The sequence below is a fragment of the Nonomuraea sp. NPDC004580 genome (assembly GCF_040609855.1).
In the GTDB taxonomy this organism is placed as follows: domain Bacteria; phylum Actinomycetota; class Actinomycetes; order Streptosporangiales; family Streptosporangiaceae; genus Nonomuraea; species Nonomuraea salmonea.
The window spans coordinates 18142-44490 of record NZ_JBEXLH010000040.1 but is presented as its reverse complement, the minus strand read 5'-3'; the positions used below and the strand labels follow the sequence as shown (position 1 = coordinate 44490).

The 26349-nt window shown below is 72.0% G+C and carries 21 protein-coding genes and 1 riboswitch; of the genes, 12 read left to right on the top strand and 9 right to left on the bottom strand.

Going from position 1 to position 26349, the window contains the following annotated elements; all coding sequences use genetic code 11:
• Positions 1-2 precede the first annotated feature (2 nt).
• From ABZW11_RS31555 to ABZW11_RS31545, 3 genes are read left to right on the top strand one after another with little or no spacing between them, the layout of a single operon-like run.
• Positions 3-812: a c-type cytochrome gene (locus tag ABZW11_RS31555; protein ID WP_355424969.1), complete on the top strand. Its 810-nt coding sequence runs from the start codon at positions 3-5 to the stop codon at positions 810-812.
• The gene (locus ABZW11_RS31550) at positions 809-1921 is read left to right on the top strand and encodes a Rieske 2Fe-2S domain-containing protein (protein ID WP_355424966.1); all 1113 of its coding nucleotides are present in this window, start codon (positions 809-811) and stop codon (positions 1919-1921) included. The genes ABZW11_RS31555 and ABZW11_RS31550 overlap by 4 nt, the downstream gene beginning before the upstream one ends.
• Complete coding sequence (locus tag ABZW11_RS31545; protein WP_355424963.1) at positions 1918-3603, top strand: ubiquinol-cytochrome c reductase cytochrome b subunit; 1686 nt, start codon at positions 1918-1920, stop codon at positions 3601-3603. Before ABZW11_RS31550 ends, ABZW11_RS31545 begins: the two co-directional genes overlap by 4 nt.
• A gap of 175 nt (positions 3604-3778) precedes the next feature.
• Here ABZW11_RS31545 and ABZW11_RS31540 read toward each other — a convergent pair whose 3' ends face one another.
• Together ABZW11_RS31540 and ABZW11_RS31535 are read right to left on the bottom strand one after the other, a co-directional pair.
• Positions 3779-4066 (bottom strand): Lrp/AsnC ligand binding domain-containing protein, encoded by a 288-nt coding sequence (locus tag ABZW11_RS31540; RefSeq protein ID WP_355424960.1) that lies wholly within the window; start codon positions 4064-4066, stop codon positions 3779-3781.
• Between the two features lie 17 nt (positions 4067-4083).
• Positions 4084-5808, bottom strand: a complete 1725-nt coding sequence (locus ABZW11_RS31535) for a DEDD exonuclease domain-containing protein (RefSeq protein ID WP_355424957.1) — start codon at positions 5806-5808, stop codon at positions 4084-4086.
• Positions 5809-5882: 74 nt separating this feature from the next.
• Between ABZW11_RS31535 and ABZW11_RS31530 the strand changes: the two genes are divergently transcribed.
• The 3 genes from ABZW11_RS31530 to ABZW11_RS31520 all read left to right on the top strand — a co-directional run bounded on the left by ABZW11_RS31530 (position 5883) and on the right by ABZW11_RS31520 (position 11200).
• Positions 5883-7394 carry a serine/threonine-protein kinase gene (locus ABZW11_RS31530; protein WP_355424954.1) on the top strand — a complete coding sequence of 504 codons (1512 nt, stop codon included), beginning with the start codon at positions 5883-5885 and terminating at the stop codon, positions 7392-7394.
• Positions 7384-8880, top strand: coding sequence for a serine/threonine-protein kinase (locus tag ABZW11_RS31525; RefSeq protein ID WP_355424951.1), 1497 nt, complete (start codon positions 7384-7386; stop codon positions 8878-8880). The genes ABZW11_RS31530 and ABZW11_RS31525 overlap by 11 nt, the downstream gene beginning before the upstream one ends.
• 877 nt (positions 8881-9757) lie before the next feature.
• The gene (locus ABZW11_RS31520) at positions 9758-11200 is read left to right on the top strand and encodes a hypothetical protein (protein ID WP_355424948.1); all 1443 of its coding nucleotides are present in this window, start codon (positions 9758-9760) and stop codon (positions 11198-11200) included.
• 59 nt (positions 11201-11259) lie between these two features.
• Here the strand turns inward: ABZW11_RS31520 and ABZW11_RS31515 are convergent, their stop codons facing one another.
• The 6 genes from ABZW11_RS31515 to ABZW11_RS31490 form a co-directional block, all read right to left on the bottom strand.
• Positions 11260-14259: an FtsX-like permease family protein gene (locus ABZW11_RS31515; RefSeq protein ID WP_355424945.1), complete on the bottom strand. Its 3000-nt coding sequence runs from the start codon at positions 14257-14259 to the stop codon at positions 11260-11262.
• The gene (locus ABZW11_RS31510; protein WP_355424942.1) at positions 14256-15068 is read right to left on the bottom strand and encodes an ATP-binding cassette domain-containing protein; all 813 of its coding nucleotides are present in this window, start codon (positions 15066-15068) and stop codon (positions 14256-14258) included. The genes ABZW11_RS31515 and ABZW11_RS31510 overlap by 4 nt, the downstream gene beginning before the upstream one ends.
• A 133-nt stretch (positions 15069-15201) precedes the next feature.
• Positions 15202-15864 (bottom strand): ATP-binding cassette domain-containing protein, encoded by a 663-nt coding sequence (locus tag ABZW11_RS31505; protein WP_355424939.1) that lies wholly within the window; start codon positions 15862-15864, stop codon positions 15202-15204.
• A gap of 184 nt (positions 15865-16048) precedes the next feature.
• Entirely contained in the window at positions 16049-17635 is a 1587-nt protein-coding gene (locus ABZW11_RS31500; RefSeq protein ID WP_355424936.1) for a PH domain-containing protein, read from the bottom strand.
• A complete protein-coding gene (locus tag ABZW11_RS31495) occupies positions 17632-18123 on the bottom strand; it encodes a PH domain-containing protein (protein WP_355424933.1) in 492 nt (163 codons plus the stop codon). The genes ABZW11_RS31500 and ABZW11_RS31495 overlap by 4 nt, the downstream gene beginning before the upstream one ends.
• Complete coding sequence (locus ABZW11_RS31490) at positions 18120-18344, bottom strand: hypothetical protein (protein WP_355424930.1); 225 nt, start codon at positions 18342-18344, stop codon at positions 18120-18122. Before ABZW11_RS31490 ends, ABZW11_RS31495 begins: the two co-directional genes overlap by 4 nt.
• A gap of 111 nt (positions 18345-18455) precedes the next feature.
• Between ABZW11_RS31490 and ABZW11_RS31485 the strand changes: the two genes are divergently transcribed.
• Positions 18456-19700 (top strand): histidine kinase, encoded by a 1245-nt coding sequence (locus ABZW11_RS31485; protein WP_355424927.1) that lies wholly within the window; start codon positions 18456-18458, stop codon positions 19698-19700.
• Positions 19697-20368, top strand: a complete 672-nt coding sequence (locus ABZW11_RS31480) for a response regulator transcription factor (protein ID WP_355424924.1) — start codon at positions 19697-19699, stop codon at positions 20366-20368. The genes ABZW11_RS31485 and ABZW11_RS31480 overlap by 4 nt, the downstream gene beginning before the upstream one ends.
• Here the strand turns inward: ABZW11_RS31480 and ABZW11_RS31475 are convergent.
• Entirely contained in the window at positions 20350-21426 is a 1077-nt protein-coding gene (locus ABZW11_RS31475) for a phosphotransferase family protein (RefSeq protein WP_355424921.1), read from the bottom strand. The two genes, ABZW11_RS31480 and ABZW11_RS31475, sit on opposite strands and share 19 nt — an antisense overlap.
• Positions 21427-21570: 144 nt before the next feature.
• Here ABZW11_RS31475 and ABZW11_RS31470 point away from each other — a divergent pair, with 144 nt between their 5' ends.
• The 4 genes from ABZW11_RS31470 (at position 21571) to ABZW11_RS31455 (ending at position 26343) form a co-directional block, all read left to right on the top strand.
• Positions 21571-22893, top strand: a complete 1323-nt coding sequence (locus ABZW11_RS31470) for an NYN domain-containing protein (RefSeq protein WP_355424918.1) — start codon at positions 21571-21573, stop codon at positions 22891-22893.
• Between the two features lie 146 nt (positions 22894-23039).
• Positions 23040-23954, top strand: a complete 915-nt coding sequence (locus ABZW11_RS31465; RefSeq protein WP_355424915.1) for an NlpC/P60 family protein — start codon at positions 23040-23042, stop codon at positions 23952-23954.
• A gap of 723 nt (positions 23955-24677) precedes the next feature.
• Positions 24678-24843: riboswitch (cyclic di-AMP (ydaO/yuaA leader) on the top strand.
• Between the two features lie 94 nt (positions 24844-24937).
• Positions 24938-25444 carry a C40 family peptidase gene (locus ABZW11_RS31460; RefSeq protein ID WP_355424913.1) on the top strand — a complete coding sequence of 169 codons (507 nt, stop codon included), beginning with the start codon at positions 24938-24940 and terminating at the stop codon, positions 25442-25444.
• Between the two features lie 89 nt (positions 25445-25533).
• Positions 25534-26343 carry a hypothetical protein gene (locus ABZW11_RS31455; RefSeq protein WP_355424910.1) on the top strand — a complete coding sequence of 270 codons (810 nt, stop codon included), beginning with the start codon at positions 25534-25536 and terminating at the stop codon, positions 26341-26343.
• Positions 26344-26349 lie beyond the last annotated feature (6 nt).

The window sequence follows — 26349 nt, the reverse complement described above, 5'->3', positions numbered from 1 at the left end:
CTGTGACTAGGATCACCGCTTGGCGGCGGCATCCCCTCGCGAGATACGCCGTCCTGATTTTGGCGTTGGCGCTGGTCGGGATGGTATACGCCGCCTTTGTCCAGGCGGGTAAGCCTGCCGACGCGGCATTGGCGGCAGGCAAGGTCGATGACGTGGCCGAGGGCAAGAGCCTGTTCGTCCAGCACTGCTCCAGCTGCCACGGCATGAACGCGCAGGGCACCGGCACGGCGCCCACGCTCATCGGCGTCGGCGCCGCGGCCGTCGACTTCCAGATGAGCACCGGGCGCATGCCGGCGGGCGCTCCTGGCCCGCAGGCGCCGCGCAAGCCGCTGGCGCCCTGGGTCAACGAGACCACGACCCGCCAGATCGCCGCCTACGTGCAGTCGCTCGGCGGCGGCCCGCAGGTGCCGGGGCACGAGCAGGTCGACCCCAAGCTCGGTGACGCCGGCAAGGGTGGCGAGCTGTTCCGCGCCAACTGCATCCAGTGCCACAACTGGGCAGGTGCGGGCGGCGCGCTGACGCAGGGCAAGTACGCGCCCAACTTGAACGAGGCGACGCCCACGCAGATCTACGAGGCGATGGTCACCGGCCCGCAGGCGATGCCGGTCTTCAACGACACGACGATCACGCCCGAGGAGAAGCGGAGCATGATCGCGTACATCACCCAGGTCCGCGAGCAGAAGGACCCGGGCGGCTTCGGCCTCGGCCGCATCGGCCCGGTCACCGAAGGTCTCGTGGCGTGGATCGTGGGCCTGAGCGCCCTCGCACTCGCCGCCATCTGGATCACCGCGAAGAAGCGACAGAAGTCATGACAGACAACGAGCACGAGATCGAGCAGCCGGACGAGCGCGTCCCCAAGCGCGTCATCGGCACCCCCGCGCCGGGCACCTCGATGCTCGGCACGGCGGAGACCGAAGAGGTCGAGCGCGACGTCCCCGGCGTGACGCTGCAGGACGAGGCCAAGGCCCGCAAGGCCGAGAAGATCGTGGCGCTCTGCTTCACGATCACCTTCCTGGCCGCCATCGCGTTCATCATCTCCTACGTGGTGTTCCAGGTCGGCAGTCCCGAGGCCACGGGCACCTCCACCTTCGCGCTGGGCACCTCGCTCACCGTCGCGATCCTCGGCCTGGCGGTCGGCATCGTGATCTGGGTCCGCCAGATCATGCCGAAATACTCGCTGGTCCAGGAGCGCCACACGATGGCCTCCGAGGAGGACGACCGCGCGGTCGTGAGCGACACCTTCGTGCAGGGCGCCAACGAGAGCGGCTTCGTCAAGCGCAAGCTGCTGCGCCGCACCCTGCTGCTGGCCGCCGCGCCGCTGGGCCTGGTCCCCCTGGTCCTGCTGCGCGACCTCGACAACAGCAAGATGCCGGGCGCCAAGTTCAACAAGACGCTGCGGCACACCGTCTGGGGCGAGACCACCAAGGAGGGCAAGCCGCTCAGGCTCGTCGTCGAGGGCACCGGCCAGCCCATCAGGGCTGCCGACTTCAACTCGCCCGGCGGCATCCTGTCGGTCGTGCCCGAGGGTTACGAGCACGACCTCAACGCCCTGGCCAAGGCCACGCTGATCCTGATCAAGTTCCGTCCTGAGGAGATCAAGGGCGGCACCAACAGAAACTGGACGCACGACGGCATCGTCGCGTACTCCAAGATCTGCACCCACGTGGGCTGCCCCGCGGCCCTGTACGAGCAGAACACCCACCACATCCTCTGCCCGTGCCACCAGTCGACGTTCGACGCCGCCGACGGCGCGAAGGTCATCTTCGGCCCGGCCGCCCGGCCGCTGCCGCAGCTGCCCATCACCGTCGACGCCGAGGGCTACCTCATCGCCAAGGGCGATTTCCCGGTACCCCCCGGGCCCAGCTACTGGGAACGCGGTGACGCGGAGGCCGAGGCCAGGTCGAAGGGAGGCCAGGCATGAGCACCGAGCTGAAGGCCGCGCCCAAGGCCATCGCCGGCCCGTCGAACTGGCTCGACGAGCGCCTTGGCGGTGCCAGCTTCCTCAAGCGCAACATGCGCAAGATCTTCCCGGACCACTGGTCGTTCCTCCTGGGTGAGATCGCGCTCTACTCCTTCGTCGTGCTGCTGCTGACCGGGACGTTCCTGACGCTCTGGTTCAAGCCCAGCATGATGGAGATCGCCTACGACGGCTCGTACGCGCCGCTCAAGGGCGTCATGATGTCCGAGGCCTACGCGTCGTCGCTGGAGATCAGCTTCGACGTCCGTGGCGGTCTGCTCATGCGGCAGATGCACCACTGGGCGGCGCTGCTCTTCGTGGCCGGCATGATGGTCCACGCGCTGCGGGTGTTCTTCACCGGCGCCTACCGCAAGCCGCGCGAGATCAACTGGATCATCGGCGTGCTGCTGCTGACGCTGGCGCTGGCCGAGGGTCTGACCGGCTACTCCCTCCCCGACGACCTGCTCTCCGGCGCCGGTCTGCGGATCACCGAGGGCGTGGCGATCTCGCTGCCGCTGGTCGGCACGTACATCACGTTCTTCCTGTTCGGCGGTGAATATCCGGGTGAGGATGTCATCTCCCGGTTCTACTCGCTGCACATCCTGCTCATCCCGGGCATCATCCTGGCGCTGGTCTCCGCCCACATGGTTCTCATGTGGGTGCAGAAGCACACCCAGATGCCGGGCAAGGGCCGGACGAACGAGAACGTCGTCGGCGCGCCGTTCTACCCGGCCTTCATGGCGAAGGCGGGCGCGTACTTCCTGTTCACGCTGGGCGTCATCACCGGTCTGGCGACCTTCACCCAGATCAACCCGATCTGGCTGTTCGGTCCCTACACGCCGGCCGACGTCTCGGCGGGTTCGCAGCCCGACTTCTACATGGGCTTCCTCGAAGGCGCGCTGCGCATCATGCCGCCGTGGGAGATCAACCTCTTCGGCACCTCTCACGCCGGCACGCTGCCGCTGAGCGTCATCATCCCGGCGCTGGTGCCGATGGGCATCATCATGACCGGCCTGGCGCTCTACCCGTTCCTCGAACGCTGGGTCACCGGCGACAACCGTGAGCACCACGTCGTCGACCGTCCGCGCAACAACCCCCACCGCACCTCGATCGGCATCTCGGCGATCACCTTCTACGGGGTGCTGTGGCTGCTCGGCGCCAACGACGAGATCGCGGCGAACTTCCACATCAGTCTCAACTGGACGACCTACGCCGGTCGAGTGCTGATCTTCGTCGCCCCGGCGCTCGCCTACCTGATCACGTACCGCATGTGCCTCGGCCTGCAGCGCTCCGACCAGGCGATCATCTCGCACGGTGTGGAGTCCGGCGTGATCAAGCGGCTGCCGCACGGTGAGTTCATCGAGATCCACACGCCGCCGTCCGAGGACATGGAAGCGCACATGCGCGGCAAGGAGACCGTGCCGATGCTTCCGGTGGACGAGGACACCTCGGGCATCCCGCCGAAGGGGATGCGCGGGCCGCTCGGCAAGCTCCGCGGCCGGATGTCGCGTGCCTACGGCGGGGAGAAGATCCCGCTGGAGGACCCGCACGGGCACCACGGCCACGGCGAGCACGACGAGCACGAGGAAGAACACGCCGCCGTCGGCTCTAGTGCGAGCGACGAGCAGCACAGCATCACCCGCTGATCCCTGACGCCACACAACCGCCGGGCCCGGCCGAGCACCCGCTCGACCGGGCCCGTCGGCGTTCCCAGGCCCACACGGCATTGAGGGCCTGGGCTATTCGGGGTGAGGAAGAAGACGCGCCTTGGCGGGCGCCACACCGACGGCACGTCGGCGCGGGAAGCGGGGCCGGGGTGAGTCAGTCGGCTTCGGGGAAGCCGATGGAGAAGGCGGCGTCGAGGTCGTGGCGGGAGTAGGCGCGGAAGGCGATGTGGGTCTCCGTGTGGAGCACGCCCGGCACCTTGTTGATCCGCCCCGGAACGACCTCGGCGATCTCCTCGTAGGCGGCGACCCTGACCATGGCCAGCAGGTCGTATTCGCCGGTGATGGAGTAGACCTCGCTCACTCCTTGAATCTCGGCGATCGTCTGGGCGACCTCCGGGATCCGGTCTACCTCTGCATTGATGTGGACGATAGCCGTGACCATGCATCAACTCTAGCGTTTCACCTCAAAGGTCGCCCCTCCCGAGGACGACGCTGATCGAGATGCCGGTACGCGAGCTCGATGCGCGCCTTGTGCCGGGCCGCCCCGCGCGCCGGCAGGCTCCACTCGCCGTCGACCTCCACCAGCCGCACCCCAGGCGACTCCAGCCAGCGCAGGATGCACTCGGTCTCCTCGGCGCTGGCCGCGGGGACCGGCCCGGGACCGGGCAGCACCGCCTCGGCGGCGGTCTTGAGCGAGGTCACGAAGGGGGTCGGGTGGGCGCCCTTGGGCATGACCCCGGCGGCGGCCAGGCGGCCGTAGCGGACGACGTGGATGTCCCAGCCGCCCCCGAAGGCGGGACTGGCGGCCACCAGCTCGGGGATGCGGGTGATGGCGCTGAGCCGCTGCATGCGGGCCGCCGTACGGACGAAGGAGGCCAGCCGGTCGCGGTCGACCGAGGCCTCCTCGTAGCGCTGCTCGACCGACAGCCGCTCCATGCGGGCGGCCACGGCGCTGAAGACGGTGCCGGCGTCGAGCGTCATGGCGCGGCGCGCGGTCTCGACGTGGACGGCGTATTCCTCCGGGCTCTCGCGCCCCTCGCACGGCGCCCCGCAGCGGCCCATCTCATGCAGCACGCACGCCGAGCGCCGGGTGCGCAGCGTCACCGGCTGCGTGCACTGACGCAGCGGCACGGCCTCGTGCAGCGCGATGCGGGCGTCGTCGGCCAGCCGGGCGCTGGTGAAGGGGCCGAGGTAGGTGGCGCCGTCGTCTTTGACGTCGCGCACGATCGACAGGCGGGGGAACACCTCGCGCGTCAGCTTCAGCCACACCATCTTCTCGGGGAAGCGGGAGCGGCGGTTGTAGCGCGGCTTGGCGCCGCCGATCAGGCGCAGCTCCCTGACCTCCGCCTCCAGTGCGGTGGCGCAGACGATGTGGCGCACCCGCTCGGCGATGCCGATCATCTCCCGGATGCGCGGCCGGGTCTCGCCGGCGGTGAAGTAGGAGCGTACGCGGTTGCGCAGGTTGGTGCTCTTGCCGATGTAGAGGACCTCGCCGCGCTCGTCCTCGAACATGTAGACGCCGGGCGCGTGGGGCACGGAGTCGGCGAGATGGCGCTTGCGCTGCTGCTCGGGCGTGGGGGCGCGGACGAACGACTTGAGCTCTTCCAGCGTGTGGACCTGGAAGGACCCGGCCCGCTCGATCAGCCCGTGGAGCACGTCGACGGTGGCCCTGGCGTCCTGCAGCGCGCGGTGGCAGGGCTCGACGGGGCTGCGGAAGAACCGGGCCAGCGTGGCCAGCTTGGCGTTGGGCGTCTCGTCGCGGGTCAGCACCCGCCTGGCCAGGTCGACGGTGTCGACCACCGGGTTGGCGGGCGGCGGATAGCCGAGCGCGGCGCAGGCCGCCTTGATGAAGCGGGTGTCGAACCCGGCGTTGTGGGCCACCAGCGTGGCGCCGCGGATGAACTCGAGGAAGCTCGGCAGCACCGACTCGATCTTGGGCGCGGCCATGACCATGGCGTCGGTGATGCCCGTCAGCACGGAGATGAACGGCGGGATCGGCCCCCCGGGATCGACCAGGGTGGAGAACTCGCCGAGCACCTCACCGGCCCGCACCTTGACCGCGCCGATCTCGGTGATCGCGTCCTCGGCCGGTGCGCCGCCGGTCGTCTCGAGGTCGAACACGACGAACGTGACGTCGCTCAGCGGCGTGCCGAGCTCGTCGAGGGTGCCTTGAACCGGGTCCACGAACCAAGACCATAGAAGGACGGACCGACAGGAACGAGTAAGCACCCCCTTGATCCTTAGTTACCCTTCCCTTTATGTCCGCGGGAAGACTTGCCGGCCGCTACTCCCTGCTGCGCCCGCTGGGCGCCGGTGGCATGGGGAAGGTGTGGCTGGCCAGGGACGAGATGCTTGAGCGCGATGTCGCGGTCAAGGAGCTCACGCTGCCCGAGGGCATGCCGGACAAAGAGCGCTCCGAGGCGGTGACGCGGGCGGTGCGCGAGGCGCAGGCCACCGCGCGGCTGCGCCACCCCGGCATCGTGGCCCTGCACGACGTGGTGGTCGAGCAGGACAGGCCGTGGCTGGTCATGGAGCTGCTGCGGGGCCGTACGCTGGGCGACACCGTACGCGACTTCGGCCCCATGCCCCCCGACTACGCGGCCAGGGTGGGCGCCGACGTGCTCGAGGCGCTGATGGTCGCTCACGCCCAGGGCCTGCAGCACCGCGACGTCAAGCCCGGCAACGTGTTCCTGACCGGGAGCGGCCGGGTGGTGCTGACCGACTTCGGCATCGCCAGGCAGGAGGGCCAGGCCACGCTCACCGAGCAGGGCCTGATGATCGGCTCGCCCGGGTTCATCGCGCCGGAGCGGCTCGAAGGCCACCCCGGCGGCCCCGCCAGTGACCTGTGGTCGCTCGGCGCCACCCTCTACGTCGCGCTGACCGGCGCGCCGGCCTACCCGGGGTCGATGGCCGACCGCGTACGCGCCACGCTCACCCAGCCGGTCCCGGTCGCGCCGGGTCCGCTCGGGCCCGTGGTGGCCGCGATGATGGCCCAGCATCCCGGCGCCCGCCCCGATCCGCGGCTGGTCGTGGACGCGCTCAGGCAGGTCGCCGCGGGCCTGCCCGCACCCAAGCTGCCGGCCGGCGAGGTGGCGACCGCGCCGAGCGGGTCCGGGGGGCGCGGCAAGCTCGGCGTGCTGGTCGCCGCGGTCGTCGTGGTGGCGCTGGCCGCCGCGGCCACGACCGGGTTCCTGCTGCTGCGCGACCGCGACGGCGTCGCCGCCTCGGCGTTCACCACCCCCATGGACGTCTGCACGCTGATCGGCGCGCAGGACCTCGGCGGCATCCTGAAGACCGCCGACCCGCCCAAGGCGCAGCCCGACTCCGACGACGCGGGCCCGGAGTGCGGCTACCCGCTCTCGGCGGCGAAGACCGGCGTGAGCCTGCAGGTGCAGAAGGACTCCGACACCGTCGATCCGTGGTCGATGACCGAGGTGTCGGCGCGCAAGCTGTTCCAGAGCCAGAAGCGCACCTGGGGCAGGAACGACACGATCAGCTGGACCTGGCCGGAGATCGGCGTGGCGGGCAACCAGCGGGCCACCCGCACCCCGGTGCACGACGTCCAGGGGGTCGGCGAGGAGGCGTTCGGCTTCGAGCTGCGGGGCCCCGACGGCCGCATGCACTCCGCCTACGTCTTCTACCGGCTGGCCAACCTCGTCGTGAGCGTCTCGTACACCACGCTCAGCGACCGGCCGACCGACGACCAGGTCATGCAGTCGGCGCTGAGAGCCGCGCAGGCGACCGAGCGGACGTTGCGCGATGGCGGGTGACCTCTACCTCCTGGCGAGCCGCTACCGGCTGATCGAGCGGCTCGGGCAGGGCGGCGCGGGCACGGTGTGGCGGGCCATCGACGAGGTGCTCGACCGGCAGGTCGCCGTCAAGCAGGTACGCGTGCCTGAGCGGCTGAGCCGGCGCGAGCACGCCGAGTTCATCGACCGCGCCATCCACGAGGCGCGGTCGGCCGGACGGCTGCGCGACCCGGCCATCGTGCTGGTCCACGACGTCGTCATCGAGGGCGCCCAGCCGTGGATCATCATGGACCTGGTCACCGGCCGCTCGCTCGACAAGGTGATCAAGCAGAGCGGGCCGCTGCCGCCCGAGCACGTCGCCGCGATCGGCCTGCGCGTGCTGTCGGCGCTGGAGGTCGCGCACGCCCACGGCATGCTCCACCAGGACGTCAAGCCGGCCAACATCCTGCTCGACGGCGACGGCTCGGCGATGCTCACCGACTTCGGCATCGCGGCGCCCATCAGCGGGGCGGGCGACCGGTTCGGCAGCGCGGGCTCGCCCGGCTACATGGCTCCCGAGCGGCTCAACCAGCAGCCCTCCGGGCCCGCGTCCGACCTGTGGTCGCTGGGCGCCAGCCTGTACACCGCGGTCGAGGGGCGCGCGCCGTTCGAACGCGGGCTGCCCGCCGCGATCGCCGCGGCGGTGCTGCTGCACGAGCCGCCCTACCCCGCACGTGGTGGCCGCCACCTGGGCGACCTGCTGATGGCCATGCTCGCCAAGGACCCGGCGGTACGCCCCACGGCGGCCCAGGTGCGCCATGCGCTGCACGAGGTGATCGGCGTCTCCACGGGCACCCTCACCGGCACCGGCAATCTCCCCGGCACCGGCACGGGCACGGGCACGGGGCCCGTGTTCGCCAAGGCGCGCCGCCGGTGGCTGCTGCCCGTCGTGCTCGCCGCCGTCGTGGTGCTGGGCGCCGGCGGCTGGGTCGCCGTCAACGCGCTCGGCACGTCCACCGCCCCGCCCGGCCGCTACGCCACCGCGCCCGAGCCGTGCCGATTGCTCACCGACGACCAGGCCGCCGAGCTCGTGAAGGGCACGCCCCGGCGTTCGTCCCCCAAGCCAGGCGAGTGCGAGTGGCTGAACGACTCCACCCGCGGCAGGCTCATCGTGCGGGTCTGGGCCGAGCGGCCCACCGAGGACCTCAGCGGGCCCCAGGTGGCCGAGCGCCGCATGGCCAGCGAGGAACGTACGCGGGCCGCCGCCAAGGGCACCAGCCAGCGCCAGTCGTGGGGAGGAGTCAACGAGGTCACCGGAGTGGGGGAGCGGGCCATCGTCCAGAACGGCTTTCGGATCTATATCGACTCCAATAAATCGGGCATCGCGGACAGCCGGTTGCTTTTCCGTACCAGTAACCTGCTGGGCGAAGTCATCTGGCATCGTGAGGACGTCCCGACCGGCAAGCCCAACGATCAGAAGACCGCGATCGCCGCCGCCCGCCTGGTCGTCGCGGCGCTGCCGGAGTGAGAGGCCTACCGCGCCGCAAGCACCCCGCAAAGGGTGTGACTAGCATGTTTCCCCGCAAGCCAGGGCAACCTCAGGAGTCGCAGTGAATCCCGGTAGTGAGTACGGGCCGCCGAACCCCTATCAGGACCCCGGCAGGCAATCCCAGCCCCCGCACCAGCCCCCGGACGGCCCCCCACCCCAGGACCCGCAGGCCGGCCCTCCGGGCGCGAACCCAAGCCGGCCCCCGAACGCTCCCTACCCCGGCCCCCCGCCCGGCGCGCAGGCCGGCCCCCCGAACGGCCCTCAAGGCGGCTCTCCGAGCTGGCCCCCACAAGGTCCCCAAGGCGGGCCTCCGAGCGGGCCTCCGAGCGGGCCTCCGAGCGGGCCTCCGAGCGGGCCTCCGAGCGGACCGCAGGGCTGGCCGCAGGGCTGGCCGCAGAACGGGCCTTACGGTGGTTTCCCGAGCGGCCCTCAAACCGGGCCGCCCAGTGATTTCCAGGGCGGACCCCCGCACGGCCCTCAAGGCGGCTTTCCGAGCCGGCCGCCGCACGGCCCCCAAGGCGGGCCTCAGAACGATCCTCAGGGCGTGTCTCCAGGCTGGCCCCCGAACGAACCTCAGGGCGGCTCTCCGAGCTGGCCCCCGCACGGTCCCCAAGGCGGGCCGCCGAGCGGTCCTCAAGGCGGGCCGCCGAGCGGTCCTCAGGGTGGGCCGCCGAGCGGTCCTGAGAGCGGGCCGCGAGGGTGGCCTCAGGGTGGGGCGCAGGATGGGACGCCGTATCTGCCGCCTACCCTGCCGCCCGCCATGCCCTCGTCGATGCCGTCGTCGATGCCGTCGTCGATGCCGCCGCATGTGCCGGATCAGGCGTTGCCGCCGACGTTGCCTCCCACCCTTCCCCCGATGCCCTCGCCGCAGGGCCCCCAGCGGCCGTCGTGGCTGATGCCCACGCTCGCCGCCGCGCTCGTGGTGCTGGTGGCCGCGACCGGGGTGGGCCTGTTCCTCCTGTACGGCAACAAGGACGACGAAGGCGGCGGTGGCACGCCCCCGGTGGCAGGGACGTCGTCCGCCTCCGGCAGCCCGTCCGCGGCGGCCGTGGGCGTGGACGTGTGCTCGATGCTGCCCAAGGACGAGGCCGACCGGCTGGTGCCCGACGCGACCGTGGACAAGCGGTCCCGCGACAGTGACTACACGGTCAACTTCTCCTGCAACTGGACGAACCGCCGCATCTCGTTCGGTGAGTTCTGGCGCAACAGGGAGATCGACGTCAAGGTCGACCAGCACAAGCCCGACGGCGTCAAGACGGGCCGCGCGATGGCGCAGAACTCGTACGAGGCCGACTACCGCAGCGGCAAGTACCGCGAGACCGCGAAACCGACCCTCGACGAGGACGAGAAGGAGTACATCTCCCCGGTCAAGGACATCCCGAACGTCGGCGACAGCGCCTTCGCCCAGTACACGTGGCGCCGCTCGGGCAAGATGCTCTGGTACGCGTACGGCACCGCGTACGCGCGGGTCGGCGACATGACGATCGAGGTCAAATACCAGGCGGGTCAGCAGCGTAAAGACGCCCAGATCCTGACGAACGAGTCCGCCCAGGCCGTCACGGAGGAGAACGCGATCCGCGAGGTGAGCGGCCTGGTCGTGCACTTCGCCAAGGGCGTCGCCGAGTGGCAGCGCAAGCACCCCGACGTGCTGGCCCAGGCCGAGCCGTCGGCCACGCCCACCGCGCCGCCCTCCCGCTCGCCGAGCTCCACGCCGACGCCGTCGCCGACCGTGCTGGCCTCGTTCCCCGCCGACTGCGGGGCCGTCGGCGGCACCGCAGTCAAGCTGGTTCCCGACGCCACCACCCGGGCGCGCGGCAACAAGATCGGCGACGACGCCCGTACCGAGTGCCGCTGGCTCAACCTGGACCTGCCGGACGGCGAGGGCAGGAAGAAGGTCCGCAGCGCGCTCATCACCGTGCACCGGTTCACCAACCGGGCGGGAGCCGTGGACGAGCCGGCCGCCAAGGAGTTCTACGCGACGGACAGGGGCCGGTCCGCGGGCAGCGCCGAGTCCTCGCTCGGCGGCATCACCTGGGGCAAGCTGACCGACGTGAAGGGGCTGGGCGACCAGGCCCACCGGCAGTACGTGCAGTCGCGGGTCGGCGATGTGTCGGCCGGCAGCGGATCGTACGTCATCCGCAAGGGCGCCGTGGTGATCGAGGTCGACTACACCGGACATCAGAGGCCCGAGAACGCGGAGAAGAACGCGCCCAATGTCGAGCTGATGCCGGAGAAGGAGGCGTTCGAGGGCGCACTCACCCTGGCCAAGGCCTACCTGAACGTCCTGGACGGCGGCTGACACCACCGGCCCGATCGAGCGCGCCGGCCGCCCATCCGGCCGCCCATCCAGACGTGCGGTCAGGCGGGGGCGTCGCGGAGGCGTTCGACGCGGATGCCGCGCAGCAGCAGCTCCGACACCGTCGCCGCGGCCAGCAGCGTCACGAGCAGGGCGGCGCCCACGACGAGCGCGACGGGCGCCGCCGCGATCTCGTGCGGCAGCGGCGGCGTGACCGGCGGCTCGGTGAACTGCGGGATGCGCCGCAGCGCCGCCTGCGCCGCGACGAGCCCGGCCAGCACCCCCGACAGCGTTCCCGCCATGACCGTGATGAGCTGTTCGAGCAGCAGCGACACCCGCAGTGCTCCCACCTTGGCGCCGGACGCCTCCAGCGCGGCCAGCTCGTAGCCGCGCCGCCTGGCCGCCGTGCGCAGCGCCAGGACCGTACGCCCCAGCGCGAGCGCCGCCGCGGCCAGCGCCGACACCAGCAGCAGCAACAGCGCGAGCCCAGGACCGCGCGCCGCGAACGAGGCGGCCAGCTCGCTCGCGTGCCGCCGGCTCACCACCGACAGCCCCTGCTCGGCCAGCGCCCGCTCCAGCGCGGCCACGTCGGACGTCCGCGTCCACACCTGGAACTGGGCCTGCTCGTGCACCCCGTACGCCATCCTGTCGGCCTGCTCCAGGTCCACCACGGCGCCCGCCTCGGTCAGCCCCGGCGCGGCGGCGGAGGTGGCGACGGCGTGCGCGGGGGAGGCGTAGGCGTTGTCCAGCCCCGGCAGCGCCCGCCGGCCCAGGTCCGCGACCGCGAGGGCGGCGGGCTCGGCCCGGTAGGTGTCGGGGCGCAGCGTCTGGTTGCCGACCGGGGTGATGCCGAACGTGCCGCCGCGCTCGCGCGGGTTCTCGTCCACCCGCCAGGGCGGCAGGTCGAGCGCGGTCCAGCGGCCGTCGTCGCGTACGGACATGGCGGTGACCCGCACCCGCACGAACGCCGACTCGGTGTACTGGGCGGGCGGCACCGGCTCTCCCTGGAAGGCGCGCAGCTCGCAGGGGGTGTTCCGGCAGCTCGGCGGCAGGTTCCAGGCGTGCACGCCGGAGCGCCCGCGCAGCTCGCCGAGCGGGATCAGCGTGGGGCTCAGCCGGTCGGGTACGCGCAGCAGCGCCGTCAGCCGGATCGTCCAGCCCTCCGGCGGCAGGTCGTGGGCGACCGCGACACGGAAGCGCTCGCCCTTCAGCAGCACGCGCGGCGTGCCGGGCCCGGTCAGCCCCGACACCGCGGATGCCAGCGATCTGCCGCCCGCCAGCTCGGGACGCCAGTGGCCGACGGCGGCCAGCCTGGCCGGGTCCGTCGCGATGAGCTGCGGCGGCCCCGGCATCCTGACCACCGGCGCCGCCAGGGTGCCCGACGGGTCGGCGGCGTCCACGGCGGCCAGCAGGCGGCTCGGCTCGACCGGGCGTACCGTGATGGCGGTGGGCGCGCCGTTGTGGAACCTCGCCGTCTCCGCGTAGTCGCCAGAGGTGGCGCTCCACGCCGACACGGCGAACGTCGCCAGGCCGAACGCCGTGCCCAGCACGATCACGCTGCCCGCCGTCACCGGGCCGCGCGCGACCTGCCGCAGCGCGAGGAACGGCCCCAGACCGCCGCGCCGCCTGGTCACCCCGAACAGCCGCCCCGCCAGCACCGGCACCGCCCGGCTCGCCAGCAGCGCCGTGCCGAGCGCGATCAGGCCAGGCACCGCCAGCGCGCCCGAGCTCTGCCCCGTCACGTCCGTGATCACGCCGGTGGCCAGCAGCTCGACCAGACCGATCGCGGTCACCGCGAGCACCACCGCGTCCAGCACCCAGCCCCGCGCCGACCTGCGCGGCGTGCGCCGCCACTCCTCGGTGACCGGGCGGGTCGCCGTACGCCAGGCCGCCAGCGCCGCCGCCAGCACCCCGCCCAGCATGGCAGCCACCCCGGCCGCCGCCGCCTCCACCGGGAACGTGACCGGGATGCCGGGCGGCAGCAGCACCTTCGCCATCGCCTCAGCCGCCACCCTGCCCAGCAGCAGGCCCAGCGGCACGGCTGTGGCCAGCAGCAGGACCGGCTCGGTCAGCGCGTAGCGCCACACCTGCGCCCGGCCGTGGCCGCGCAGCCGGGCCAGCGCCAGCTCCGCGCTCCTCGCCCGTACCAGGTCGCCCACGGTCTGGAAGAGCAGCATCCAGCCGAGCCCGACGAGCTGGGCCACCACCAGCAGCGTCGGGACGCCGAGCGAGCCGGTGTCGGCGGTCAGGCGTCTGAGCGTGTCGGCGACGCGCGAGTACACGATCGCCTCGCTCTGCCTGCCCGCCCGCTCCGCGCTCGCCTGGATCGCGGCCAGCTTCGGGACGTCGGCGCCCTCCACGCGGGACGGGTCCACGTAGACGATGCCGTAGTCGGTCCAGCCGTTCGGGCGGCCGGAGGAGTCGGTGCCGCCGCCGATCGCGTACGTGCCGAGCCGCGTCTGCGGCACCGTGAACAGCGCGTCCGTCTTGCCCTCGCCCGGCGCGCCCGAGGGGGAGAACAGCGTGCGGCCGAACCAGAACGGGTCCGACGGCGAGCCTGGACGGTAGATCCCCACGACGGTCAGCGGCGCGGGCACCCGCCGGGCCACCGCGCCCGGCTCCATCTCGACGATCGAGGTGAGCCGCAGCCGCTGCCCCACCTTGAACCCCGACGCCGCGCTCGCCATCACCTCCCTGGCCGCGCCCGGGCAGCGGCCCTTCGCCAGGGTCAGATGCTCGCACTGGCCGTCCTGCCAGAGCAGCGTGTAGACGCTCTCGTCGTTCGCCCTGCCGCTGGACGTCTCCATGCCCAGGATCGGCGGGGTGGTGAAGCGGGCGCCCGCCGTGAACGCCGCCAGCTTCTCCTCGATGCTGCCGAACCTCGTCGTGTACCGCCAGCCGCGGCCCTCCACCGGGGCCGTCTCCAGCGCGTTCCTGGCGATGGCGGTGCGGGCGGCGGCCGAGTAGACGGGGCCGACGGCCGCCGACGCGATCGGGACGAGCGCGATGAGCAGCACGACGAGCGAGAGCGTACGGCGTTCCCAGAGGCCGCGCAGGATCACGGCTCCGCCCTCCTGAGCGCGATGCCGTCCGGCAGCTCCTCGATCCTCGCCATCGAGCCAGGGGGCAGCAGGTGATGGTACTCGGGCGGCACCTGCACGCCGCCCTCCCTGCCCACCACCACGAAGTCCTCGCCGCGCCTGCCCTCGGCGCCGACCCGGCCGTCCCTGATCGTCACCGTACGGCCCAGCGCCGCGCTCACCGCCGTGTCGTGCGTGACCACCACCGCCGTCGTGCCGTCGGCCGCGGCCGCCCGCTTGATCAGCTCGACCACCCGCGTCCCCGACTCCTCGTCGAGCTGGCTCGTCGGCTCGTCGGCGAGCAGCAGCCTGGGCCGGTTCGCCAGCGCGACCGCCACCGCCAGGCGCTGCTGCTCGCCGCCCGACATCCGCCCCGCCGGCCGGTCGCCCGCCTCGCCGAGTCCCACCCTGCGCAGCAGCTCGGCGGCCCTGCGCCGGTCCCGCCGCACCGCCCGCTGGGCGAAGGCGACGTTCTGGGCGGCGCTGAGGTAGCCTACGAGGTTACGCGCCGGATTCTGCAGCACCACGCCGATCCTGGACGCCCGTAACCGGTCCAGTTTCCGCTGGTCGAGCCGCCCCATGTCCGTGCCGTCGAACCATAACCGCCCCGCACTCGGCCGCACCAACCCGGCGAGCAACCACAACAGCGTCGACTTCCCCGCCCCCGACGGCCCCAGCAACGCGACCGTCTCCCCCTCATCGATCACCAGATCCACATCCCGCAACGCGACCACCTCGACATCGCGCGCCTTATAGATCTGCACGATCCCGTCACATCTGACGAGACTCATGCCTGGCCTTCCCCGTGTGGAGTGGTGGTGTGGGAGTGGGGAGGTGGTGTGGCGCCGATGTGGGGAGGTGGTGTGACACCCGTGCGCGTCGGCCGTTCGACGCGATCCCGCGTGCTGCAGAGGCTCGGGGAGGTCATGGGGTGGTCCTGGTGGGGTGAATGGGAGTGCGGAGGTCGATGATGCGGTCGCAGCGGTCGGCGACTTCCGGGTCGTGGGTGGCGATCACCAGCGTGGTGCCCTCGTCCGCCGCTGCCAGCAGCTCGTCCAGGACGATCGCGCGGTGGTCGGCGTCCTGCTCGGCCGTCGGTTCGTCGGCCAGCAGGACCCGGGGGCGCAGGGCCAGTGCCCTGGCCACCGCCACTCGCTGTTGCTGGCCGCCGGACAGCTCCTCCACCAGATGCTCGGCGAACTTGGCGACCTTCAAGCGCTCCAGCGCCCGCGCCGCCAGCCGCATCGCCTCCGCCGGCGGGCGGCCGGCGGCGCGCAGCGCGACCTCGACGTTCTCGGCCGCCGTGAGCAGGCTCAGCAGCCCGTACGACTGGAACACCAGCGCCAGCTCGGCCCGCAGCGCCGGCTGCTCGTCCAACGGCACCCCGCGCACCAGGACCCGGCCCGCGACCGGCGGGAGCAGCCCGGCCAGCGTGGTCAGCAGCGTCGTCTTACCCGATCCGGAAGGGCCCACGAGCGCGACACGCTCGGCGGGGAACACCTCGAGCGTGAGGCCGGCGATGATCGTACGGCCGCCGGCACGGCAGGTGAGGGCGCGACACGCGAGCGCCGGTCCGCCAGTCGTCACGGGCGGATCATCACCTGACAGGACTTCCCCGTCAACGGTTAATGCGGCTGCAACCCGGTTGCAAGTCGGACAAATAGCGTTATCAACGTAGGCGCTTGAGCCGCGCGATGGGGTTGTCCAGCACAGGGGCATGGGCAAACCCCGGGGGATCGCGCGGCTCGCCTGCTTTCCCGGGCCGCCTGGGTCACCTCCGCGAGTGCTCGAGGAACGGGTCGAGCAGACCGGGGACGGTGGCGGCGGCCAGGTCGAGGCCGTCGGAGCGGCCGACGTCCACGACCTCGTAGTGGCCGCGCCCGGCCGCCGTCGTGGCCGAGACGGTCACCAGGCCGGAGCGGCGCTGGAAGAAGGTCTCGGTGAACGTCCAGCCCGCGACGCCCCGGCGATCGAGCGCCACCGTACGCCGCACCACCGCACCTCTCCTCATGATCAGGTGCCGGGGGCTGAGGGCGTGCCCGAGATTCGCGGCCCCCGCCGCGGCCATCCACAGCCCGTACGCCAGCACCACCAGCGTCCCCACGACCGCCACCACGGTCCGGCTCGCGCCCTCGGCCCACGGCACGGCCCCCGCCGCCACGGCCGCCGACAGTCCGGCCGCGACCCCGGTCGTCGCCAGCGCGCGCATCACCCGCCTGCGCCGGGCCGCGGCCGGATGCCGCACCAGCGCCACCATGGCCTCTCCCAAGGAAGATCCCGCCGGGGTGACCGCGGTGACGATGCGGAGGGCGTCGGGGCGGGGGAGTGGCGGAGTGAGGGCGGCGGCGTCCTCGGTGTCCTCGGAGCCGGACTTGCGCAGCCCCGTGGCGACCGTCCTGACGCGGGCGGCCCCGGCCAGGCGGAGCAGGAGCGGCTCGCTGAGCTCGACACCGCGCAGCCGGCGTTCCTCCATCGTCAGGGAGCGGGTGGTGAGCAGGCCGCGGCGCAGCCGGAGCCGGCCCGGCTCGCGGTCGAGCCGGTAACGCCCCCACGACTCGGCGAACAGCAGCATCGCCCCCGCCACCCCCACCGCCACGTTGACCGCGAGCAGCAGCGGGACGGCGAGCAGCGGCTGCGCGGCGATCCACGCCCACAGCTCGGACGCCAGCCGCGTGGTGAACCTCTTCATGCCGAACGAGTCGGACACCTTGTAGAGGGCGCCCAGCACCACCGCCGCGCCGGTGAACGTCCACACCGACAGCGGCGCGTACCTGATCCACGACCACCGCAGCTCCGCCAGTGGCCCTTCGCCGGCCAGGTCGCCCTGGCACAGCAGCGTGCGGCGCAGCGCCTCGGCGTCGTGCCTGGTCAGCGGGTCGAGTGTCAGCTCGGGCGCGTCGCCCGCCTGCTCGCCGGTGCCGACCTTGACCACGGCCAGCCCGAACATCCGGTGCACGGGGTCGGCGCGCAGGTCCACGCTGCGCACGCGGTCGCGCGGGATCGAAAGGTGTTTCCGGGTGGTGACGCCGGAGCGCAGCTCCAGCCGTTGGGGCGTCAGGCGCCAGCGGATGGCACGCACCCTGATCCCGTCGTACGCGACCGCGCCCGCCACGATGAGCACCACGGCCCCGGCGCACGCCGCCACGATGCCCCCGACCGGCCAGTCGCGGCCGGCGAGGAACCGGACGAGCCCCAGCACGGCCCCCGCCGCGACCACCAGCGACTTGATCCCGGTCACCCACGGACTCCGCCGCGCCACCCCCCGCCACGCCACCCCCACCTCCGGCTCCATGCCCGCGCCCGGCTCCGGTCCGGGGACGGGCCGGGGGGCGTCCGCGTTCGCCTCGCGTGTGTTCATGTGGCATCCCCCGGGGTGGCCTGGGTGCGGGCGGTCAGGCGGGCGGCGAGGTCGGCGGCCAGCTCGTGACCGAGCCCGGCGATGGTGATCGCGCCTGCCGACGACGCCGTGGTCACCGTGACGTCGGCCAGCCCGAACAGCCGCTGCACCGGCCCCCGCGCGGTGTCGACCCGCTGGATCCGCGACATCGGCGCCACCATCCACGTGTGCGTGAGCAGCCCCCGGCGGGTGTAGACGGCGTCGTCGGTGACCTCCCACCGCTCGACCCGGTAGGACATCCGCGGCGCCACCACGGCGAGCACCAGGCACCCCACCGCGAACGCCGCCACCAGCACGCCCAGCCAGCCGGGCCGGCCGGTGAACAGCAGGTAGGCGACGACGGCGGCCCCGGCCAGGGGGACCATGAACATGAGCCACTGCGCCGTCCACCACGCCACCGCCCGGGGATCGGCCCGGTGGCGCGGCGGACGCAGCCCGGTCGCGTTCATGCCTCCCCCTCCCGCCGCAGCGACCCGGCCACGGACAGCAGCACGAAGCCGAGCACGCCGATCACGATGGAGCCGAACACCTCATATCCCTTGAGCGCGGGCACCACGTTGACCACGAGCAGGCCGTGCGCCCACCCCCACCAGTTCCACAGGGCGTCGCCCAGGCCGGCCACTCCTTGCAGGAGCAGCAGCCAGCCCGACACCGTCAGCACCGCTTGCATGCCGCCAAGCCTGGCCGGGCCGGGGCATCGGGCACATCGGCCCTAGGTCTGGCACGGCATCGACTTTGGTCGCTGTCGCCGTACCTCTCGCAGGGCCTAACCTCGATGAACGTGACGGAGCTGCGGGAAGACGGCGTGCCCGCCCACGAATACCGGTGGGCGCTGCCGTCGGTGCTGCTGGGCGACGCCCGCGAGGGCGGGCGCGTGCGCCGCTCCACCCGCGACTGGATCGTCGACACGCTGATGTTCCTGGCCGCCTGCCTCATCACCTACCTGTCGCTCGTCGAGCTGGACAAGAAGCCCGAGCCCGACCCGCTGATGGTGCTGGAGCAGGTGACGGGCGCGCTGGCGTGCGTGGCGGTGTGGCTGCGGCGCCGGTGGCCGGTGGCGCTGTCGGTGACCACCGCGCTGCTGTCGTCCTACCTGGAGCTGGTGGGCGGGGCGTGCGTGGTGGCGCTGTTCACGGTGGCGGTGCACCGGCCGCTGAAGATCTCGGGGCCGGTCGCGCTGCTCAACTTCCTCACCCTCGTCCCCTTCGTGGCGCTGCGCCCGGAGGACGACGACGAGCGGGCATGGGCGGTGGCGCTGGGCGTGACGGTCGTGCTCATGGTGTTCGCGTGGGGGATCGTGGTCAGGGCGCGACGGCAGCTCGTCTGGTCGCTCAGGCAGCGCGCCGACAGCGCCGCCCAGCAGGCCAAGCAGCTCGAACGCGAGCGCATCGCCAGGGAGATGCACGACGTGCTGGCCCACCGCATCTCGATTCTCAGCCTGCACGCGGGCGCGCTGGAGTTCCGCCCCGACGCGCCGCCCGCGGAGATCGCCAGGGCGGCGGGTGCCATCAGGACCAGCGCCCACCAGGCGCTGCAGGACCTGCGCGAGGTGATCGGCGTGCTGCGGCACGCGGGCCCCGAGGCCGATGTCGTGCCCGACCGGCCGCAGCCCACGCTGGCCGACCTGCCCGCCCTGGTGGAGGAGTGCCGGCAGGCGGGCATGGACGTCCGGCTCGACCTGCGGGCCGGCGACGTGCCCGACGGGCAGGGCCGTAACCTCTACCGCATCGTCCAGGAGGCGCTGACCAACGCGCGCAAGCACGCGGGCGGCGTCCCGGTGAGCGTCGTCGTCGAGGGCGAGCGCGGCGAGGAGTTGTCGGTCGAGGTGCGCAACCCGCTCGGCGCCCGCCCGGTCCGTCCGTCCGGGGCCCGGCTGCCCGGCGCGGGCGCCGGGCTCATCGGGCTGGCCGAGCGGGCCGAGCTGGCGGGCGGCCGGTTGGAGCACGGTGCGACACCGGAGGGGGAGTTCGTGGTACGCGCCTGGCTGCCGTGGCCGGTGGAGACGACGCGGGAGGACGTCTCATGACCACAGCCGACCAGGACGGCCCGATCAGGGTGCTCATCGTGGACGACGACCCGATGGTGCGGGCCGGGCTGTCGATGATCCTCGGCGGCGCCGGCGACATCGAGATCGTCGGTGAGGCCGCCGACGGCGCCGAGGTGCCGCCGCTGGTCGCCGAGCACCGGCCGCGGGTGGTGCTGATGGACATCCGCATGCCGGGGGTCGACGGGCTGACCGCCACCGAGGCGCTGCGCCGCACGTCCGCGCCGCCCGAGGTGGTGGTGCTGACCACGTTCCACGCCGACGCGCAGGTGCTGCGGGCGTTGCGGGCGGGGGCGGCCGGGTTCCTGCTGAAGGACATCGCGCCGGTCGACCTGGTGGCGGCCATCAGGAAGGTCGCGGCGGGCGAGCCGATTCTTTCGCCCGCGGTGACGCGCCAGCTCATCACCCATGTGGCCGACGGCGGGGCCGACGACCGCACCCAGCGGGCCAGGAAGCTGCTCGCCCGCCTCAGCGAGCGCGAGCGCGAGGTGGCGATGGCCGTCGGGCAGGGGAAGTCCAACGCGGAGATCGGGCGCGAGCTGTTCATGAGCGTGCCCACGGTCAAGGCGCACGTCTCGCGCATCCTCGCCAAGCTCGGCCTCAACAACCGGGTGCAGGTGGCGCTGCTGGTCTACGACGCCGCCTCGTAGCTCGCCAGTAATCGCTCGATGGTCGCGCGGTGCAGCACCAGGTCGTCCGGGTCGTCGGGCATGGCCTGCTCGCCGAAGTGGATGCGCCGCCGCCAGACCCTGGCCATCACGATGCCGTGCCGCAGGGCGGCGTACAGCTCGTAGAAGTCCAGGTCGCGGGGCTCGTACCCGGTCAGCTCGCGGTAGGTGCGGCAGACGTCGGCGCTGCGCATGAAGTCCGGCATGCCGGGCAGGCCGCCGCCCACGGTGAGGTCCTGGAAGAAGCGGTGCAGGAAGATCATCCAGGACACGTCCAGCTCGGGCGGCCCCACGGCGGCCATCTCCCAGTCGAGCACCGCGGCGGGCGCGAAGTCCCGGTAGATGATGTTGCCGATCCTGGCGTCGCCCCAGCTCAGCACGTCGGGGCCGGGCTCCTCCGGCCAGTGCGCCTCCAGGCAGTCGAACGCGCGCTCCAGCAGCGGGATGCGGTACGTGCCGTGCGCCCACTCGTAGTAGGCCCGCTGCGCCTCGACGTGCGCGCGCAGCCCGGCGGGCCCGAGCGGGGCCAGCTCGGCCGGCGTGAACACCGTACGGTGCAAGGCCGCGAGGATCCCGACGCTCGCGTCCTGCAGCCGCCGCCGGTCGGCGGGGGAGGCGTCGTGCAGCCAGCCCCCGAAGGTGTACGGCATCACGTCCGGCGGCACCTCACCGTCCACCCGTTCCATGACCAGGAACGGCGTGCCCAGCGGCGCCGGGTCGGGCTCGAACCAGAGGGCCCTGGGCGCTGGGATCCCAGCTTTTTCCCTGGCCAGGCGCATCAGCTCGAACTGCGTGCGCAGATCGTAGGAGGGGAAGACGGGAACGGCCTCCTGCGCAGGTGCCAGGCGGGCCACGCAGCGGGTGGAGCGGCCGTCCCAGGTGGCGGTGAAGAACAGGGTCTCGCTGGACAGCCCGTTCTCCGCGGGCCTGGACATCTCCAACACCGACGCGCTCGCGCCGACCTTGGCACGGAGCCAGGCGGTGGCGCGTTCCCGCAGTTCGGCCAGGTCGCGGGTGGACGTACGAAGCTGCTCGGCCACGGTGGACCTCCCGGGGGGAGACGGGTCCTGCGACAGTCGTATACCTCCTAGCAAGCGCTTGTCCACAGATGGGTGGCCGTTACGGTCAGGTACGCAACAGCCGTACCCTTGTCTGAAAGGGCATGTCACGAAGGGACAAGTGGGATGAGTTCAGCGGGTGAAGGCCTGTCTCGCCCGCTTCCCGAGCAGGTGCGGCTCAACGTCGTCGATCTGGCGTCGCAGGTCCTCGGCACGATGGCGGCTGCGACGATCCCGCCACCCCTGCGCGGCATCGCCAAATTCGATCCCCGCAAACGCGCCAAACTCGGCGGCGCGCCCATCGCGGCGCAGCTCGAGAACGACAAGAAGTTCCGCGAGCTGGTCGCCGAGTCCGTCGCCGCAGGCTGGCCCGAGCTGGTCTCCGCGCTGGCCGAGGGCAACGCGCCACCGGCTGCCGATCCCGTGCTGGTGGCGGCGGCAGCCTATCTGACCCGGCCGCCGGGTTGGGCGGAAATGATCGAAACCGCCCGAGCCGACCTCGAACGTTCGGCGGTGGCGGCGGAGGGCTCCGAGCGCGAGGAGGCGGTCGCCCGCCTGCGCGAGCAGCTCGCCGCCCAGAAGACCGCCGCCAAGGAGGAGGCCGACCGGCTGCGCGAGCAGCTCAAGGCGGCCCGCGCCGAGAACTCCGACCTGCGCCGCAAGCTCCACGACGCCCGCGAGCGGGCCAAGGCGGCGGTGCGGCGGGCCGAGGAGATGGAGCACGCCGCCGAGGAGGCCAGGACCGCCGCCTCCCACGCGGGCAGCGGCGCCGAGGCCGAGCTGCGGCGGCTGCGCGAGCGCCTGGCCGACGTGGAGAAGCAGCTCGAAGCCTCGCGCCGGGCCGCCAGGGAGGGCAGGAGCATCGAGGACGCCCGCATCCGCGTGCTGCTCGACGCCCTCCAGGACGCCTCCGCCGGGCTGCGCCGCGAGCTGGCGCTGCCGACCACGATCAGCCGGCCCGCCGACTCGGTCGCGGCGGTCACCGGCGAGCGCCCCAACGTCCGCGGCGTGCCCGCCCGCGCGCTGGCCGACGACGACCCGCAGCTGCTCGACCAGCTCCTCGCGCTGCCGCAGGTGCACCTCATCATCGACGGCTACAACGTCACCAAGACCGGCTACGGCACGCTCACCCTCGCCGACCAGCGCACCCGGCTCATGAACGGGCTCGGCGGGCTCGTCGCCCAGACCCGCGTCGAGGTGACGGTGGTCTTCGACGGGGCGGAGCTCAACGCGCCGGTGCAGGTGGTGGCGCCGCGGGGGGTACGAGTGCTGTTCAGCGCGCCGGGGGAGATCGCCGACGACCTGATCCGCCAGCTCGTCCGCGCCGAGCCGCCGGGCCGGGCCATCGCCGTCGTCTCGTCCGACCGCGAGGTGGCAGAGTCCGTACGCCGGATGGGAGCCAGACCCGTTCCGTCTGGTTTGCTGTTGCGCCGACTGAGTCGCGCCTAAGTTACGAATTGGTCGGTTTAGCACTAGCTCACCCGCCACTTCTGTACTATTTCGCCCCAGATGTAAATCCTGGGGAGGGCGATACAGTGAGGTTTGGCCGGGTGCCGATGGCCGCGGGTCTCGCGTTCGGACTGATGCTGACTCCGATGGGAGCGGCCCTCGCTGATCCCCAGCCCACGCTGGCCCAGGCGAAGGCCAAACTGGAGAAGCTCAACGACAAGGCGGACAAGGTCGTCGACCGGTACAACACCGCCACCGAGCGCTACAAGAAGGCCAAGAGCACCTACTCCTCGCTCGACGCGAGCTACAAGCGCAAGCTGGCCACCGTCGCCGACCTGCGCACCCAGGTGGCCGGCATGGCCGTCGACAGCTACAAGCTGGGCGAGGACATCACCTCATGGCCCGGCATCTTCGGCTCGAACGACCCCCAGGGCCGCCTGTCCGGGCTCGCCGTGGCCGGGCAGCTCTCCCAGGAACGCCTGCAGAAGCTCGCCGCCTTCGACCGGGAGAACCGGGGACTGAAGATCGAGCGGGACAAGGCGCAGAAGGCGCTCAAGGCCGCCGACAAGGAACGCGACGCCGTCCAGAAGGAACGCTCGGAGATCCTCAAGCTGATCGCGCAGCAGAAGAAGCTGCTCAAGAAGCTGGGAGCCTACAACCCGGGCAACCCCAACAGCACGGGCATCAAGTACACCGGCCCGGCGTCGGGGAGCGCGGCGGCGGTGCTGCGGTTCGCGTACGCGCAGGTCGGCAAGCCGTACGTGTTCGGCGGCACCGGGCCCGGCGGGTACGACTGCTCGGGGCTCACGCAGGCGGCCTGGCGGGCCGCCGGGGTCTCGCTGCCCCGGACGACGTGGCAGCAATGGGCCTGGGGCCAGAGCCGGCGAGTTTCATTGGACGCCCTGCAGCCCGGCGACCTCATCTTCTCCGAGGGCCTGGGACACGTCAGCATTTATGCGGGTAACGGGCAGATCGTCCACGCGCCGCAGACGGGTGACGTCGTCAAGGTCGTCAAACTCTCTGGTTACGGCCGCAGCCTCGTCGGCGCCATCCGCCCGTAACCCGCCCCCGGCATCCGGCCCTCGCCCCCGGCATCCGGCCCCGGGCGATTCGGCCGCTCAAGCCCAGCCGCTGAGTTCTGGTCTGGCTGCGTAAGCCCCGGCGGTTCGGCCGCCGGGGCTTTCTGTGTGACAGCGGGGGGTCCGGCCTGGCGCCGGCTCCTGGCGCTCGCGTTTCGCTCGCCCTCATCGCAGTCGCGTTCAGCATCAGCACTCTGCGCACACGGTGGCCGCTCGGCTGTGATCCGTGTCGCGGCTCGTCTACGAAGATCTATAGTTGCCAGACTCTCCGACCCACTTGGTCGCGACGGGCATGACCTCCTGATCGGCCACTACTAGGGCAAGTCGTACAAAGGGCAGATTTTTCGGGACGGTGTCCCACGTGTCCGGCCGGCCGACGGGAAGAGAAGGTGATTCGCGTTTGTGACTGATGTGACTCATGTGACTGCTGGGACCTGACAAAAGGCCGCGAAAGCAAGTGTGAGTGAGGTCACATTTTGGTCACAAGACCTGGGGTCCCAGCAGGGGTTTCGAGTCTGACAAATCCCGCTATCTGATCTTTACAGGGCCATTCACGCTTTGCCGATCCTTGACCCTTCGGCGTAGCTTCTGGCGTCGTCGCGGTGAACAAGCCATGTCGCCGCGAACCGGCATCGGTTCCTCCCGATGTGAGACAGACAAAAACCCGCCGGTCGGCCCTGATATCCCCATCGCACTTCTGATCGGGGTGCCGACCTGCCGAATCCGTGCAGCCAGGAGGCACGGAGCCGGGGACCCAGCGATCCCACGTTCCCCGAAGGATCAGGGGTGAATCGGCGCGCCCATCGCGCCGTAGGGCGACTTCCACGCCCGAATCCGTCAGCTAACCCGGTAGGCGTTCGTGGAAGACACAAGGAGAAATCCTGTCTAACTCCCTGCAGAACCCCCGCCTGTCCCGCCTTGCCCTGAGTGGTGTAGCACTCACGATGACCGTGACGGCCGGAGGTATGGTCCTCCATGCCCCGGCAGCTCAGGCGGCGACGACCCGCGAGACCAGCGCGGCGGCCGGCACGACGGTGAAGGCGGCGACCACCGCCCGCACCACGGCGTCGGCGAAGGCCCGTAAGAGGGCCGCCAAAGCCGCCCGGCAGAAGGCGAGGGCCGGCAAGGCCGTCGCCGTGGCCAAGAAGCAGATCGGTGACCCGTACCGTTACGGGGGCACAGGACCTGGTTCGTTTGACTGCTCGGGCCTCGTCCAGTTCGCCTGGAAGAAGGCCGGCGTCAAACTCCCGCGCGTGGCGAGCAGCCAGTTCGTCCGCACGAGGAAGAAGGTCTCCTGGCGCGATCTCAAGCCAGGTGACCTGATGTTCTTCAGCGGGCTCGGCCATGTGGGCATGTACGTCGGCAAGGGCAAGATGATCCATTCACCGCGGACAGGTGAACGGGTACGCATCGACAAGCTGAGCGGATGGCGAAGGTCGTCCTTCGTCGGCGCCGTCCGTCCCGGCGTGTGAAGAAGCCCCGTCCGGATCCTCCCCGATCCGGACGGGGCTCTCGCGTTCCCGACCCCTGACCCGCAAGGCAGCGCATACGATCGGGCACTGTGTCCGAGCAGGTGAGCCGACGAGCCGCGGTGACCGGCCTGGTGCTCCTCGCCGTCCCGGCCGCCGCTCCGCTGCCGGACGCGCCCGTCCTGCCACCCCGGGCGCGCGACCTGTGGCCGGGGCCCCACGTCGTACGCCGCGGCCGGTGGTCCACGGTCGTGGGCCACGACGCCGAGGGGCTCGGCGAGCTGGCGCGCACGGCCGACACGGCCGGCAGGCGGGTGTCGGCGGTGCTCGCCCGCCCCGTACGCCCCCTCGTCGTCGTCCCGGCCGACGCCCGCGAGGCCGCACGCCTGGCCCGGGTGGGCGGGGTGGACGGGCTCGCGGCGGTGGCCGACGGCACGCGGGTGATCGTCGTCCCAGAGGCGTTCGCCACCCTCAACCCCGTCGGCAGGGACGTCGTCCTCGCCCACGAGCTCACCCATGTCGTCGCCGGCACCGACGGCCTGCCCGTCTGGCTGTACGAGGGCTTCGCCGACTACGTCGCCTACCGCGACGCCGGACTGCCCGTGGCGACGGCCGCCGCCGAGCTGGCCGCCGAAGTGCGCGCCGGGCGTCTCCCGACCGTTCTGCCCGGACCTGCGGCTTTCGCGGCGGACGGGGGTGACCCGGCCGGGCTCGCGCGGGCGTACCAGGAGGCGTGGCTGGCGTGTCGCTTCCTCGCTGACCGGTTCGGTGAGGGGACCCTGGTGAGGCTCTACCGTGCGGCCCGCCTGGACGGGGCCGATCGGGCACTCGCCGCGCTCGGGCTCTCCGTCGCGACGCTGACCGCGCGGTGGCGCGCGTACGTGCGGGATCAGCTCGTGTGAAGGGGA